Raw genomic sequence first — 14,271 nt, forward strand, 5'->3', positions numbered from 1 at the left:
CGCTTCTTTCCTAAATTTTAACTAAGAATTGCTTTTTTAGCAATTGTAACAGCATTCTAAGCTTGAAAGAGGTGGTGAAATTACCCTTTTATCTTCTTCTGAAAGGGTATTCAATTTCAGGCTTGACATGTAATGCATTACAGAAAGTATGATGAGAGTGTAAAAAAATGAATGATTGAAGGAGCGACTAAAATGACGGAAGTAAAAAATGGTTTTCCAAAGAACTTTTTATGGGGCGGCGCAACGGCTGCAAACCAAGTTGAAGGAGCTTACAATTTGGATGGTAAGGGCTTGTCGACAGCAGATATGGTCAAATTTGTGCCAAAATCAGAACGTGGTAATGACTTTTCATTAGATGTGACAAAAAAGGAAATTGATGCCATTTTAGCAGGCGAAACGCATGCCCGCTTTCCAAAACGCGACGGAGTCGATTTTTATCACCATTATAAAGAAGATATTGCTTTATTTGCGGAGATGGGCTTTAAGACTTTTCGTTTATCGCTAAACTGGGCTCGGATTTTCCCAAATGGTGATGATGCGGAACCAAATGAAAAAGGACTTGCTTTTTATGATGCGGTTTTTGATGAGTTGAAAAAATATGGCATTGAACCACTTGTGACGCTCTCACACTATGAAACTCCGCTTAATTTGACACTGAAATATAATGGTTGGGCTGACCGCCGCGTCATTTCTTTTTTCACCAACTATGCAGAAACTGTTTTTAAAAGATATAAGGATAAAGTTAAGTATTGGCTCACTTTTAATGAAATCAATGTTATTTCACTTAGCCCCTACACTGGTGGTGGCGTCTTAGTTGAAGATGCGGAAAATCCACTTGAGCTTTCATATCAAGCAGCGCATCATCAATTTGTCGCAAGCGCACTTGCAACAAAACTTTGCCATGAAATTATTCCAAATTCACAAATCGGCTGCATGCTTGCTCGCATGGCGACTTATCCAGCAACAAATAACCCAGATGACGTCTTAAAAGCACAACATGAAAATCAAATGAACCTTTTCTTCACAGACGTACATGCTCGCGGAACTTATCCTACTTACATGAATCGCTTTTTTAAAGAAAATCATATTTCGATTAAAAAGGAAGTCGGAGATGATGAAATTCTAAAAGAACATACCGTTGACTTTATCTCGTTTAGTTACTACATGTCCCTTTCTGCAACCGTAAAACCTGAAGGAAACCGGACTGCTGGCAACTTTATGGGCGGTGTGAAGAACGAATATTTGGAGACTTCCGATTGGGGCTGGCAAATTGACCCTAAAGGATTGCGCTGGACGCTTAACGACCTTTACTCGCGTTACAATTTACCACTTTTCATCGTTGAAAATGGCCTCGGTGCCTATGATACCGTTCAGGAAGACGGTAGTATCCATGATGATTATCGCATTGACTATTTGCGCAAGCACATCGTTCAAATGAAAGAAGCCATTAAAGACGGCGTTGATTTAATCGGCTATACAAGTTGGGGGCCAATTGATTTAATTAGTGCCTCTACAAGCGAAATGTCAAAACGTTACGGATTCATTTATGTTGATCAAGATGATGAAGGCAATGGCACATTAAAACGCTCGAAAAAAGATTCATTCGATTGGTATAAAAAAGTTATCGCAACAAACGGCGAGGATTTGGCATAAAATAAAAATGAGGTTGGAACTATTCCAACCTCATTTTTTTATTTTGATATTCTTTTGCGGCGGAATAAAACGAAACCACTTAGTACTAGAAGGCTACCTAGTCCCACATAAAGCATACTATTTGTATCCCCTGTTTTAGGCAAGAGCTGTGTTTTTGTTGTTGTTTTTTCAATATTTGTTTTTGGTGCGCTTGCGCTGTTTTGTTGTTTGCTTGTCTCATTTTTTGCAATCGTCCCGTCCGGTTCTGCCTGCGTTACTGGTTGCACTGGGGCTGTGGGTGTTTCTGGTTGCGTCGGAATTATAGGTTGTTCTGGGTCGCTTGGTATTTCTGGTTGGTCTGGTGTTTCTGGATTTGTTGGTGTTTCTGGTTCAACGGGTGCCGGTGCAGGCGCCATTTCCTTTACAGTAACTTGAACTTTGACAGGTGTTGCTTTTAGCCCCGCCTCGTTTTCAGCATTCAATGTTACTTCATAAGTTCCTGGTGTTTCTAAATCAACCACTTGCGCAAAATCACTTGTTACTGGCGAGCCATCATCGGTTGTCGCATGTACATCTTGTAAAAATTGCGCTTCTGTGACTTGTTGACCTTTGTCGTATTCAAACGCTTCGTCTGCTGTTAAGGTAATAAAATGTTCAATATCAAAATATTGATCATATGTGCCTGATGAAGCATTATATCCTTTTAGAAATGTTGGTGTTTCGTAGCTTCCAGCAACATTATCATAAAATGCATTGTACTCGATTTCTGAAAGGTTATCAAAGTCTTCTTTTGTTACTGCATTCACTGTAATACCTTCATCATTGATGGAAAGACGAGTACTATCCAGTCTTGTACCATTAAATGCTAAAAAGGTTTGGCTCGATGCTGTTGATTTCGTAAACGGCGGTTGATACCCATTAAAATGTGTGAAGCGGTTCACCATCATCGAAAACGGGATGAACAACGTTTCACTTCCCTCATCGTAGCTAAGCACAGAACTTTTAATTTTATTGTGCGCATCAAGTCGCCCAGTATTTTGACCAGTTGCTGCAATTGTTTCTAATGCTGGAAATTCTGAAATACATTGTAAATCTTGGATACCATCAAATTGCACAAACAGTACTTTTAATTTCGGCATACTCTTAAGCGCCGAAATATCCGTGATATTATAGTTGTTTTGCACATATAAATTTGTGACGTTTGGCATTTTATTAATTTTCGAGAAAACTGCGTTTGTATTTGACGTAGCGCTCAAAGTAATCGATTCGAGATTCGACACATTATTTAAGTCCGGCAATTTATCATCAGTCAAAAAATAACCCGAAATGGATAAGTTTTTCAAATTGGGAATTGCCGTCACCACAGAAAGATCCTTAATATTGGAAGTCTTCGACAAAGAGAGCGCCGCTAAATTGTTTGCATATTCAAGTCCCGACAAATTCGTGTAGGTATCGCCAGAGAGTGAAACACTGGAAAGCGTGTTCATCTGTGCCTGAGTAATATCAGCATCTTGAGCTTGTTTAAATTGAGTATTTAAATATTTCTTTAATTCTGGATCTGGAATCTGAACAATTGTTGTCCCTTGTTCTGTGGGAGTCACTTCTTCCGCAAAAACTGTAGGGGTGGCAAAAGGTGTCGCAACAACAGCTGTCGCTAACATAAAAGTAAGAGCTTTTTTTCTGAATGTCATTCATTAAAACCTCCTGATGTATAATATAATCATGTTAGCTCACTTTATTACACCTTTCAATGAATAATTTGTGAACTTTGTCATTTTCTTTTTCTTATTTAGTTAAAGTTCACTTGACAACGAAAAAAACCTTTATTTAAGCCATTTCTAAGTTGAGTATTTTTCAGTTTTTAGACACATTTTAGTAGGAACCTCTATTTTATGAGTCTAATTTAACTATTATTCACTTAACTATTTCAAAAAAGAGAAACGGAAATCATTACAAGCATGATTTCCGTTTCTTTATTTTAGAAAGTAGAGGGTTCTTCTGTTGTTTCTTTTTCAGCACCCACGACTTCTGGTTTTAACTTACGATAGTGGTGAATACCTGTTCCAGCTGGTACAAGTTTACCAAGAATAACGTTCTCTTTAAGACCAAGTAACTCATCACGTTTTCCTTTAATCGCAGCATCTGTAAGAACACGAGTTGTTTCTTGGAATGATGCAGCAGATAAGAAGGAATCTGTTTCAAGAGAAGCTTTTGTAATTCCAAGTAAGACTGGACGACCAGTGGCTGGTTGTTTGCCACTCATAATCGCATCACGGTTTGCTTCTGTAAACGTATGAATATCCATTAATGTACCTGGTAAGATATCAGTATCTCCAGTGTCCATTACGCGGATTTTACGTAACATTTGACGAACCATAACTTCAACGTGTTTATCGCCAATTTCTACCCCTTGCATCCGGTAAACTTTTTGTACTTCAGCAAGCAAGTATTCTTGAACAGATAAAACGTCACGAACACGGATTAAAGCTTTTGGATCAATAGAACCTTCCGTAAGAGCTTCCCCGCGGTCTACCATCGAACCTTCTTGAACACGAAGACGTGCTGTATAAGGAACTGTATAGCTACGACGATCATCTGTACCTTGGATTGTAATTTCTTGCCCACGGTCGCGACCTTCCTCGATAGAAACAACTTCCCCAGCCACTTCTGTGATGGTTGCTTGCCCTTTCGGATTACGTGCTTCAAAAATTTCTTGAATACGTGGAAGACCTTGTGTGATATCATCTCCGGCTACACCACCTGTATGGAACGTACGCATTGTAAGCTGTGTACCAGGTTCCCCGATAGATTGTGCCGCGATAATTCCAACCGCTTCACCAACTTCAACTTCTGTACCAGTAGCCAAGTTTTTACCATAACATTTTTTACATACACCATGTTTCGTGTTACAAGTAAACGCCGAACGAATCGACACTTCTTCAATACCCGCTTCAACAATTGCCACTGCAATCGGTTCAGTAATAAGATCATTTTCTTTGACTAAAACTTCGCCAGTTTCAGGGTGACGCACTGTTTTACGAGCATAGCGCCCTTCTAGACGTTCTTCTAGCGGTTCAATAATCTCAGTACCTTCGCGAATCGCTTTAATTGTTAAGCCGCGGTCCGTACCACAGTCATCCTCACGAATAATAACGTCTTGTGCCACATCAACAAGGCGACGAGTAAGGTAACCAGAATCGGCCGTTTTAAGGGCAGTATCGGTAAGACCTTTACGCGCTCCGTGAGTAGAGATGAAGTATTCAAGGACGGTTAGGCCTTCACGGAAATTAGAAGTGATTGGAAGTTCTACGATACGACCAGATGGATCAGCCATAAGACCACGCATACCAGCAAGCTGCGTAAAGTTCGAGATGTTACCACGAGCTCCAGAATCTTGCATCATAAAGATTGGATTTAAACGTTCCAAACTTAAAATTAGTTTGCCTTGAATTTCGTCTTTTGCGGCATTCCAAACGCCAATAACGCGCTCATAACGCTCATCATCAGTAATTAAACCACGACGGAATTGTTTTGTGATTTTTTCAACCATATCATGCGCCGTTTCTAGAATTTCATGTTTTTCCGTTAGCGTTAAAATATCGGCAATACCAACTGTAATACCCGCTTTTGTGGAAATTTTGAACCCTAAATCTTTCATACGGTCAAGCATTTTAGATGTTTCTGTGATATGGAATCGTTTGAACACTTCAGCAATGATATTTCCAAGAATTTTTTTCTTGAATGGGTCAACAATTGGTTGGCTAGCTATATGAGCTTTAACATCCGTTGTTGGCTCCACAAAATATTTTGCAGGTGTTTCAATTTCTAAATTATATTTTGTTGGCTCATTAATATACGGGAATGACGTTGGTAAAATAGTGTTGAAAATCAATTTCCCTACAGTCGTAATTAATAATTGTTTACGTTGCTCTTCTGTAAAGCGCTCGTTTGGAATAGATCCTGCGAAAACTGCAATACGAGAATGCAAGTGAACATAGCCATTTTGGTAAGCAAGTTGTGCTTCGTTGATATCCTTAAAGATTGTTCCTTCACCAACCGCGTTTTCGCGTTCAAGTGTAAGATAATAGTTACCTAGCACCATATCCTGAGAAGGTGTAACAACTGGTTTACCATCTTTAGGATTCAAAATGTTTTGTGCGGCAAGCATTAAAATACGTGCTTCTGCTTGTGCTTCTGCCGAAAGTGGAACGTGGACAGCCATTTGGTCACCGTCAAAATCGGCATTATATGCGGTACAAACAAGCGGGTGCAAACGAATTGCACGACCTTCAACTAAAGTCGGTTCAAATGCTTGGATACCGAGTCTATGAAGCGTAGGCGCACGGTTTAAGAGAACTGGATGTTCGCGAATTACTTCTTCAAGGACATCCCAGATTTCTGGCGCCATGCGTTCAATTTTACGTTTAGCGCTCTTAATGTTGTGCGCAAGACCACGTCCAACGAGTTCTTTCATCACAAATGGTTTGAATAATTCAAGTGCCATCTCTTTTGGAAGACCACATTGGTACATTTTAAGGTTAGGTCCAACGACGATAACGGAACGACCAGAGTAGTCGACACGTTTACCGAGTAAGTTTTGACGGAAACGACCTTGTTTCCCTTTTAGCATATGTGATAAAGATTTTAATGGACGGTTACCAGGACCCGTAACAGGACGACCACGACGACCGTTATCAATTAAAGCATCCACAGCTTCTTGAAGCATCCGTTTTTCGTTTTGCACGATAATGTTAGGCGCGCCTAAATCGAGCAAACGTTTCAAGCGATTATTCCGGTTAATTACACGGCGATATAAATCATTTAAGTCACTTGTTGCAAAGCGGCCACCTTCAAGTTGCACCATCGGACGAAGCTCTGGAGGAATAACAGGTAGTACGTCTAAAACCATCCAACTTGGATCATTTCCTGAATTACGGAAAGCTTCCATGACTTCTAGGCGGCGAATAGCACGCGTACGGCGTTGACCTTGTGCCGTTTTCAATTCTTCTTTTAACTCATCTGTTTCTTTTTCAAGATTGATGTCAGAAAGAATTTTCTTAATCGCTTCGGCTCCCATTCCAGCTTGGAAAGTTTGACCATATTTCTCACGATAAACGCGATATTCTTTTTCAGAAAGAAGTTGTTTCTTCTCAAGCGGTGTGTCGCCTGGCTCTGTCACTACATAAGACGCAAAGTAGATAACTTCTTCAAGCGCACGTGGACTCATATCCATCACAAGACCCATACGACTCGGAATACCTTTAAAATACCAAATATGTGAAACTGGCGCTGCGAGTTCAATGTGTCCCATGCGCTCGCGGCGAACTTTAGATTTCGTTACTTCAACACCACAACGGTCACAAACAACACCTTTATAGCGTACACGTTTGTACTTTCCGCACGAACATTCCCAGTCTTTCATTGGTCCGAAAATACGCTCACAAAATAGTCCATCACGTTCTGGTTTTAGCGTACGGTAGTTGATTGTTTCAGGCTTCTTCACTTCACCGTGCGACCAAGAACGGATTTTATCTGGAGATGCTAGACCGATTTTCATATACTCAAAATTATTAACATCTATCAAGTGCCCAACCTCCTAATTTTGGTCATGATTTCTCACTTATTAGGTTTAAATTATATGCGTTTCATATAACTTGGCCCGCAAGGAAGCACAACTACGTTCAGCACTCCTTGCGGCTAATAAGATTATCATGTTTAAGTTTATCGAAAAATAATTTTAATTTTGGAGTTTTGTTTCGGGCGGGTTAGTCAACCTGCTCGGTAGCCTCTTCAGGCTTCACAATATTAAATGCATCGTTTTGACCGGAGAAGTCATCATCATCCGTATCGCGCATTTCGATTTCTTCCTCGTCAGCGGATAGGATTTTAACGTCCATCCCTAAACTTTGCAACTCTTTGATTAATACGCGGAAGGATTCCGGTACGCCTGGTTTTGGCACACTTTCACCTTTCACAATTGCTTCATACGTTTTCACACGTCCAACAACATCATCTGATTTAATTGTTAGAATTTCTTGTAACGTGTATGCTGCACCGTATGCTTCAAGAGCCCAAACTTCCATCTCACCAAAACGTTGTCCACCGAACTGAGCTTTCCCTCCGAGTGGTTGTTGTGTAACGAGTGAATATGGACCAGTCGAACGAGCATGCAATTTATCATCGACCATGTGAGCAAGTTTAATCATATACATGACACCAACAGAAATACGATTATCAAAAGGTTCCCCTGTTCGTCCGTCATAAAGAACTGTTTTCGCATCACGTGCCATTCCAGCTTCTTCTACAGTGCTCCAAACATCTTCTTCATTTGCCCCATCAAATACTGGTGTAGCAACATGAATGCCAAGTTTACGAGCCGCCATACCTAAGTGAAGTTCGAGTACTTGCCCGATATTCATACGAGATGGCACCCCTAGTGGGTTAAGCATGATGTCAACAGGTGTTCCGTCTGGCATAAATGGCATATCTTCTTCTGGTAAAATACGGGAAATAACCCCTTTATTACCGTGACGACCGGCCATTTTATCGCCTTCATGGATTTTACGTTTTTGTACAATATACACGCGTACTAATTGGTTTACGCCTGGTGGCAATTCATCGCCAGCTTCACGAGTAAAGATTTTAACGTCTAATACGATACCGCCACCGCCGTGTGGTACACGCAAGGATGTATCACGTACTTCGCGCGCTTTTTCACCAAAAATAGCATGTAATAAACGTTCTTCGGCAGTAAGTTCTGTGACACCTTTTGGCGTTACTTTCCCTACAAGAAGGTCGTTATCTTTTACTTCAGCACCGACACGAATAATACCGCGTTCGTCAAGGTCGCGAAGAGCGTCTTCACCAACGTTTGGAATATCGCGTGTCATTTCTTCAGGTCCAAGCTTCGTATCACGAGCTTCAGACTCGAATTCTTCAATGTGGATGGATGTATAAACGTCATCTTTAACGAGACGTTCGCTCATAATAATTGCATCCTCATAGTTATAGCCGTCCCATGTCATGAAGGCAACTAAAACGTTACGTCCTAGTGCAAGTTCGCCGGAATCCATTGAAGGACCGTTACCGAGGATTTCGCCTTTTACAACGCGGTCACCTTCTGCAACGTTTGGACGCTGATTATAACATGTTCCTTGGTTAGAGCGAACAAATTTACGAAGCGTATATTTATCAATTCCACCAGTTACTTCTTTACCGTCAACCATAGAAACGCGGCGCACCCAAATTTCGCGTGCTTCAACGTGTTCTACAATACCATCATGTTTAGCTGTTACAGCGGCACCTGAGTCTTTAGCTGATACGTGTTCCATACCAGTTCCTACAAACGGCGCTTCCGGGTGCATCAAAGGAACAGCTTGACGTTGCATGTTCGCACCCATTAGGGCACGGTTACTATCATCATTTTCAAGGAACGGGATACAAGCGGTTGCGACGGATACAACTTGTTTTGGTGATACGTCCATATAATCGACGCGTTCTTTATCAACAGCTAAGTTTTCAGAACGGAAGCGAGCCATTACTTCTTCTTCCGTAAATACGCCGTTCTCGTCTAATTTTGAGTTTGCTTGTGCTACTACATAGTTATCCTCTTCATCTGCTGTTAAATAATCAATTGTGTCGGTAACTTGGTTTGTTTCAGGGTCAACGCGACGATACGGAGTTTCAATAAACCCGAAGCGATTGACTTTTGCATAAGAAGAAAGGGAGTTAATCAAACCGATGTTTGGTCCCTCTGGCGTTTCAATTGGACACATACGACCATAGTGAGAATAGTGAACGTCACGTACTTCATAACCGGCACGTTCACGCGTTAAACCACCAGGCCCTAGGGCAGATAGACGACGCTTATGCGTAAGTTCACCGAGTGGGTTGGTTTGATCCATAAATTGCGACAGCTGTGAGCTACCGAAGAATTCTTTAATGGATGCAACTACTGGGCGAATATTAATTAATTGTTGCGGTGTGATGGTTGTCATATCTTGGATGGACATACGTTCACGAACCACACGTTCCATACGAGACAAGCCGATACGGAATTGATTTTGAAGAAGTTCACCGACTGAACGTAGGCGGCGGTTACCTAGATGGTCAATATCATCTGTGTCGCCAACGCCGTGTAGCAGGTTAAAGAAATAACTAATGGAAGACACAATATCAGATGGTGTAATGTGTTTTACATTTTCATCGATATAGGCGTTTCCAATAATGTTGATTTCTTTTTCTTCATCATCAGGTGCATAAATTTTAATAGATTGAACCACTACGTTATCTTCTAATACACCATCAGTTGGGCGAAGTGTACGGAATCCAACGCCGTTTTCAAGATTAGGAATAATGGTATCAAGTTTACGGCGATCTAAAATGTCACCTTTTGAAGCGATAATTTCTCCTGTTTCAGGGTCAACTAACGTTTCAGCTAAAACTTGGTTGAACAAGCGGTTTTTAAGGTGTAGTTTCTTGTTGATTTTGTAACGTCCAACGCTAGCTAAATCGTAGCGCTTAGGATCGAAAAAGCGAGACACAAGTAAGCTTCTTGCGTTTTCTACAGTAGGTGGTTCTCCTGGACGTAAGCGCTCGTAAATTTCAAGAAGTGCTTTGTCTGCATTGTCAGTATTGTCTTTTTCAAGTGTGTTGCGAAGATAGTCGTTGTCCCCGATTAAATCCAAAATTTCTTGGTCGGAACCAAAGCCTAGTGCTCGCAGTAAGACGGTAACAGGCAATTTACGTGTGCGATCGATACGAACGTGCACAACATCTTTTGCATCTGTTTCATATTCTAACCAAGCACCACGGTTTGGGATAACGGTTGAACCAAAGCCTTTTTTACCGTTTTTATCTAGTTTGTCATTGAAGTAAACGCCTGGGGAACGAACGAGTTGCGATACGATAACACGCTCTGCTCCGTTAATGATAAATGTACCCATTTCAGTCATTAGCGGGAAATCACCCATAAATACTTCTTGGTCTTTTACTTCGCCAGTTTCTTTATTGATTAGGCGGAGCTTCACGCGTAAGGGCGCTGCATAGTTTGCATCACGATTTTTAGATTCTTCTACCGAATACTTCGGTTCTCCTAAATCGTAATCAATAAATTCTAGTGATAGGTTCCCTGCAAAATCCTCAATTGGAGAAATATCGCGGAACATCTCGCGGAGCCCTTCATCTAAGAACCATTGGTAAGACGCTGTTTGAATTTCGATTAAGTTTGGTAATTCAAGTACCTCACTAATTCGAGCGAAACTTCTACGTTTACGGTGTCTGCCGTATTGTACATCATGTCCTGACAAACTCTTCACCCCTCAAATTATTTATAAGCACATTCAAAATGGCTGTAATAGAGACAAATGGTGGAACCCCCCGCACCCGGAATTTAAGACGCTAAGAGCTTTTTTTACACGTGTAAAAACCACTCGCTTAAATACCGTTCATCAAAAGCTTCCTGCCACTTTCTAGCCGGCTTAAAAACCAGCAAAATTACAACTTTGAATGGAACTTTAAAAGAAAATTCTATGCTGTTTTAGACAAAAAGAAAGCGGATTTCATTCGGCAAAGAGACTTTTTTAAAAAAAGTTTCATAATAAATCAAATTTGACCTATTTGCTTGAAAACCACAACCATGTCCATTATGCTACCAAAACGATGGAAACGCTTCATTTTACTAGGTTTTAAGATAAAAATAAGCGCACCAAAAAACAGTATAGATTCTTTTGGCATTTAACAATAATACAACATCTAACGTACATTGTCAAGGGGTGGCACCGATAATGATTTATCCAAAAACTTAAAGATTATGTTTTATTCTGACTAAAAAAAACGACCAAAATCCAATGACTTTTTAGGTTATGTTTCTTTGAACCATCATTTTGATTTAAGTTTATCTAAAACAACTGTGTCTACGCTGCAACGTGCCCATTTTGAAACTGATTCAATAAAAGTTTTTAAATTTTCTGGTTCAAAATGGGCAACCACTACATAACAAGCATGTCCGCTCACTAATCCCATCAAATTCCATGATTTTTTGTTCAACACTTTTAAAATCATTACCTTCCATAAACACACGAATAAACTGTTTGCTACTGTAGTGAACTTTTATTGTGTAACCTTCTATAATGCCCTCATCTTCTAAACTTAATATACGCTTACCAACTGCCTGACCTGTTAGGTGAACCTTGTTACCGATTTCCTTATTCGTTAATTGCCCGTCGTTTTTTAATAGGTTTATTATTTTTTTATCGAGTTCATCCATTTTATAATCCTTTCATAATGAAAACAAATCATCGTTTATTTTTTCACAAAGTTGTATGTTTATTAGAAATTATTTTCTATAATAAATATATCAAAACCAAGAGGAGGCTTTTCACATGAATTATCCATATTATACTACAAAAGAACAATTGAGCGCCGCAATACATATTGCACGTGCTCTATCACAGAGCTTGGTGGAGGAGAACACCTTTGAATTAAAAAACCTCATTATGAAATGGATTTCCTTCCAAATCCCTCCTTTGGCTTATGATGAGGACAAGCCTGAGGAGAAGTGAATAAGGATAGAAAAAAGAGAAACATTTTCTGCTCTAGTAGCTGTTTCTCTTTTTTGTGTTTTAAAACATTGATTAATCTGTTACAACTGATTACCCCAACCTCTTCTTAAGACAACTCACATGTTATAAACCGATACTAAAATTCTTGGAATCAGTAAAAATTTTAAGTCTATAACAAGACTATTTTCTCGGCAATATTTCTACATTCTTCCTCTGTTTTCTCGAAAAGAGACCCAAAACTCTCTAAAAATACGTTGTAAATCACGGCTGTAACAGAATCTATTGATTTATTTTTTGATAGGCTGGTTACTATTCTCTTAACTTCATCTTGGTATTCATCATGTAGCAACGGGTAAATTTCTATTGGATTCCAATTATTTATTATATTTGTCACTGTTTCTTCCATTTTATCCTCCTCTAATCTCCAAATAATTTTAGTGATAGTTCTTTGTAGGCATTATCGTACTTACTTACAGGAATAGCTGTAACCAATGTCCCATCTTTTGCAACAACAACAGCACCTTCCTTTGTAAAAAATAGATGTTTATTTCCTCCTGCCTGTTCTAGTGCCTTCCCATTCTTCACCCAGGATGCGACATTTTTCTTTGTTACCCCCCGTTCATCCATTCTTTTTAATCCATGGTCTGTCACCTTCGACCAATCAATCTTTATTCCAGGATTTTTTACTAATGTCCCAGATTTCCCAAAACTCTCTCCTATTTTCGCAGTACCCCCACTACCTCCCCTATACATCATACTCCCGCTAATTGCCGCCAAACTCAAACCCACGCCCGCGAGCGCATCCATCACACCTGCTTCTGATAGTTTTCCTTCCCAGTCTTCTACATATGCCGAGGCCTGTAATATTTTTCCTGCTGCACCTGAATATACTTTTCCGTCCATGTAATACGTTTTATTTTGCCACGATTTCATAATTTTTTCGTTGAGCTCGTCTAACGTTAGTATAGTATATTTATCTTTGTCTTGGTAGTCGCCTGTTCGTTTTAAATAGGCTTCAAGTTCGCGGTTCGGGACACGGACGCCGTCTTTCTCCAAAATCCACATCGCTTGCTCTTTTCCGTTTGAATCGGTATAAGGCACCTTGAATAAGAGATAGCCTTCTAACTGGGCTTCGCGTTTTGGATCAATCCCGCGCGCTTCATTCAGCGACTGCTGCAAGCGTTGCATCGCCGGCGCAAAGGTTTTCGCGACACTGTACATGCCCGTTTCTGCGTGAAAGTGTACTTGATTTTGAAGCGCATCCACCGCACGCTGCACAGCGTGCACAAGCTCACGAAACGGGGCGAAAAAATGCGTATGACTTTGTTCAAAGGCGAGGTATTTCTCGAGTATTTTTTCTTCCTCCATCGCTTCATAAAGCTGCATCGAATAGGTTTGTTGCTGACTTTGTAACGTTGTCCCCATGCCACCGCCCATCGATTGTGCGAGTCGCTCTTTTTCCCGCTTTAGCCGCCGTACGTCTGCCATCACATCCTGCAATAGCTCCGCATCAATATACGTATCTGGCGTGGCATCAACTTGGCTATAAAAATCTTGTATGTACTGCGCGAGTAGCGCCTCACTCATATCCATGGCTTGCAAAACGGTGTCCACCAGAGGCACATAACTTGCTTCAAAATAGGCTTTCGACGCCTCGACCGCTTTCCCCGAAACACGCGATTCCTTCGTATAGGCGATAACCGCCTGTTGAAATGCCTTCAGCCACGTGCGCGCCTCCGCATTGGAGGTTTGAAGCGTCACTAAAAAGGCCTTCACTTCCAAAATAGCAATCCGACTCATGTGCGCCACCTCTTTTGGATGTTTTGTTGGTCTTCTTTGAGTTGATGTAATACACGTTTTTCACGATGTATCGCCTCCGTCATATTGCCATCTTGAAGCGGCAAATAGGCCTCATTTTTTAGCTTGCCCATTTTTTCCGCGTGCTCATGAAACACGGATTCATTTGATTTTATTTCCCGCATGGTTTTTCCTCCTGATGTTTTTGTCTATTGTTTTAGTATACCATTCGAACTGCTTTCAAATTGTGACTACTTTGTGAATTTTTTGTCTTCACGCA

At 40.5% G+C, this 14,271-nt stretch carries 9 protein-coding genes; 2 read left to right on the forward strand and 7 right to left on the reverse strand.

Going from position 1 to position 14,271, the window contains the following annotated elements:
- Positions 1-192: 192 nt before the first annotated feature.
- Positions 193-1,653 (forward strand): glycoside hydrolase family 1 protein, encoded by a 1,461-nt coding sequence (locus R8923_RS12555; RefSeq protein ID WP_485873101.1) that lies wholly within the window; start codon positions 193-195, stop codon positions 1,651-1,653.
- A 38-nt stretch (positions 1,654-1,691) separates the two neighbouring features.
- Here the strand turns inward: R8923_RS12555 and R8923_RS12560 are convergent, their stop codons facing one another.
- The 4 genes from R8923_RS12560 to R8923_RS12575 form a co-directional block, all read right to left on the reverse strand.
- Entirely contained in the window at positions 1,692-3,323 is a 1,632-nt protein-coding gene (locus R8923_RS12560) for a LapB repeat-containing protein (RefSeq protein ID WP_485873102.1), read from the reverse strand.
- A 287-nt stretch (positions 3,324-3,610) separates the two neighbouring features.
- Positions 3,611-7,216: a DNA-directed RNA polymerase subunit beta' gene (gene rpoC / locus R8923_RS12565; RefSeq protein WP_485873103.1), complete on the reverse strand. Its 3,606-nt coding sequence runs from the start codon at positions 7,214-7,216 to the stop codon at positions 3,611-3,613.
- Between the two features lie 181 nt (positions 7,217-7,397).
- Positions 7,398-10,949 (reverse strand): DNA-directed RNA polymerase subunit beta, encoded by a 3,552-nt coding sequence (gene rpoB, locus R8923_RS12570; RefSeq protein WP_485873104.1) that lies wholly within the window; start codon positions 10,947-10,949, stop codon positions 7,398-7,400.
- A 656-nt stretch (positions 10,950-11,605) separates the two neighbouring features.
- Positions 11,606-11,899, reverse strand: a complete 294-nt coding sequence (locus tag R8923_RS12575; RefSeq protein WP_485873105.1) for an Lrp/AsnC family transcriptional regulator — start codon at positions 11,897-11,899, stop codon at positions 11,606-11,608.
- Between the two features lie 115 nt (positions 11,900-12,014).
- Here R8923_RS12575 and R8923_RS12580 point away from each other — a divergent pair, with 115 nt between their 5' ends.
- On the forward strand, positions 12,015-12,194 hold the full coding sequence (locus R8923_RS12580; protein ID WP_485873106.1) for a hypothetical protein: 180 nt from the start codon (positions 12,015-12,017) through the stop codon (positions 12,192-12,194).
- A gap of 169 nt (positions 12,195-12,363) precedes the next feature.
- Here R8923_RS12580 and R8923_RS12585 read toward each other — a convergent pair whose 3' ends face one another.
- Genes R8923_RS12585 through R8923_RS12595 form a run of 3 tightly spaced genes read right to left on the reverse strand, consistent with a single transcriptional unit; the run spans position 12,364 to position 14,176 of the window.
- Complete coding sequence (locus R8923_RS12585; protein WP_485873107.1) at positions 12,364-12,600, reverse strand: DUF1871 family protein; 237 nt, start codon at positions 12,598-12,600, stop codon at positions 12,364-12,366.
- An 11-nt stretch (positions 12,601-12,611) separates the two neighbouring features.
- The gene (locus R8923_RS12590) at positions 12,612-13,994 is read right to left on the reverse strand and encodes a T7SS effector LXG polymorphic toxin (RefSeq protein WP_485873108.1); all 1,383 of its coding nucleotides are present in this window, start codon (positions 13,992-13,994) and stop codon (positions 12,612-12,614) included.
- The gene (locus tag R8923_RS12595) at positions 13,991-14,176 is read right to left on the reverse strand and encodes a hypothetical protein (protein ID WP_485873109.1); all 186 of its coding nucleotides are present in this window, start codon (positions 14,174-14,176) and stop codon (positions 13,991-13,993) included. The genes R8923_RS12590 and R8923_RS12595 overlap by 4 nt, the downstream gene beginning before the upstream one ends.
- Between the last annotated feature and the right edge of the window lie 95 nt (positions 14,177-14,271).

Origin of the sequence: Listeria tempestatis (genome assembly GCF_963575625.1) — a bacterium.
In the GTDB taxonomy this organism is placed as follows: domain Bacteria; phylum Bacillota; class Bacilli; order Lactobacillales; family Listeriaceae; genus Listeria; species Listeria tempestatis.

Coding starts and splice junctions, on each gene's coding strand:
- R8923_RS12595 (WP_485873109.1), bottom strand. CDS start 14,176: ATGCGGGAAATAAAATCAAATGAATCCGTGTTTCATGAGCACGCGGAA.
- R8923_RS12580 (WP_485873106.1), top strand. CDS start 12,015: ATGAATTATCCATATTATACTACAAAAGAACAATTGAGCGCCGCAATA.
- R8923_RS12560 (WP_485873102.1), bottom strand. CDS start 3,323: ATGACATTCAGAAAAAAAGCTCTTACTTTTATGTTAGCGACAGCTGTT.
- R8923_RS12555 (WP_485873101.1), top strand. CDS start 193: ATGACGGAAGTAAAAAATGGTTTTCCAAAGAACTTTTTATGGGGCGGC.
- R8923_RS12590 (WP_485873108.1), bottom strand. CDS start 13,994: ATGAGTCGGATTGCTATTTTGGAAGTGAAGGCCTTTTTAGTGACGCTT.
- R8923_RS12585 (WP_485873107.1), bottom strand. CDS start 12,600: ATGGAAGAAACAGTGACAAATATAATAAATAATTGGAATCCAATAGAA.
- R8923_RS12575 (WP_485873105.1), bottom strand. CDS start 11,899: ATGGATGAACTCGATAAAAAAATAATAAACCTATTAAAAAACGACGGG.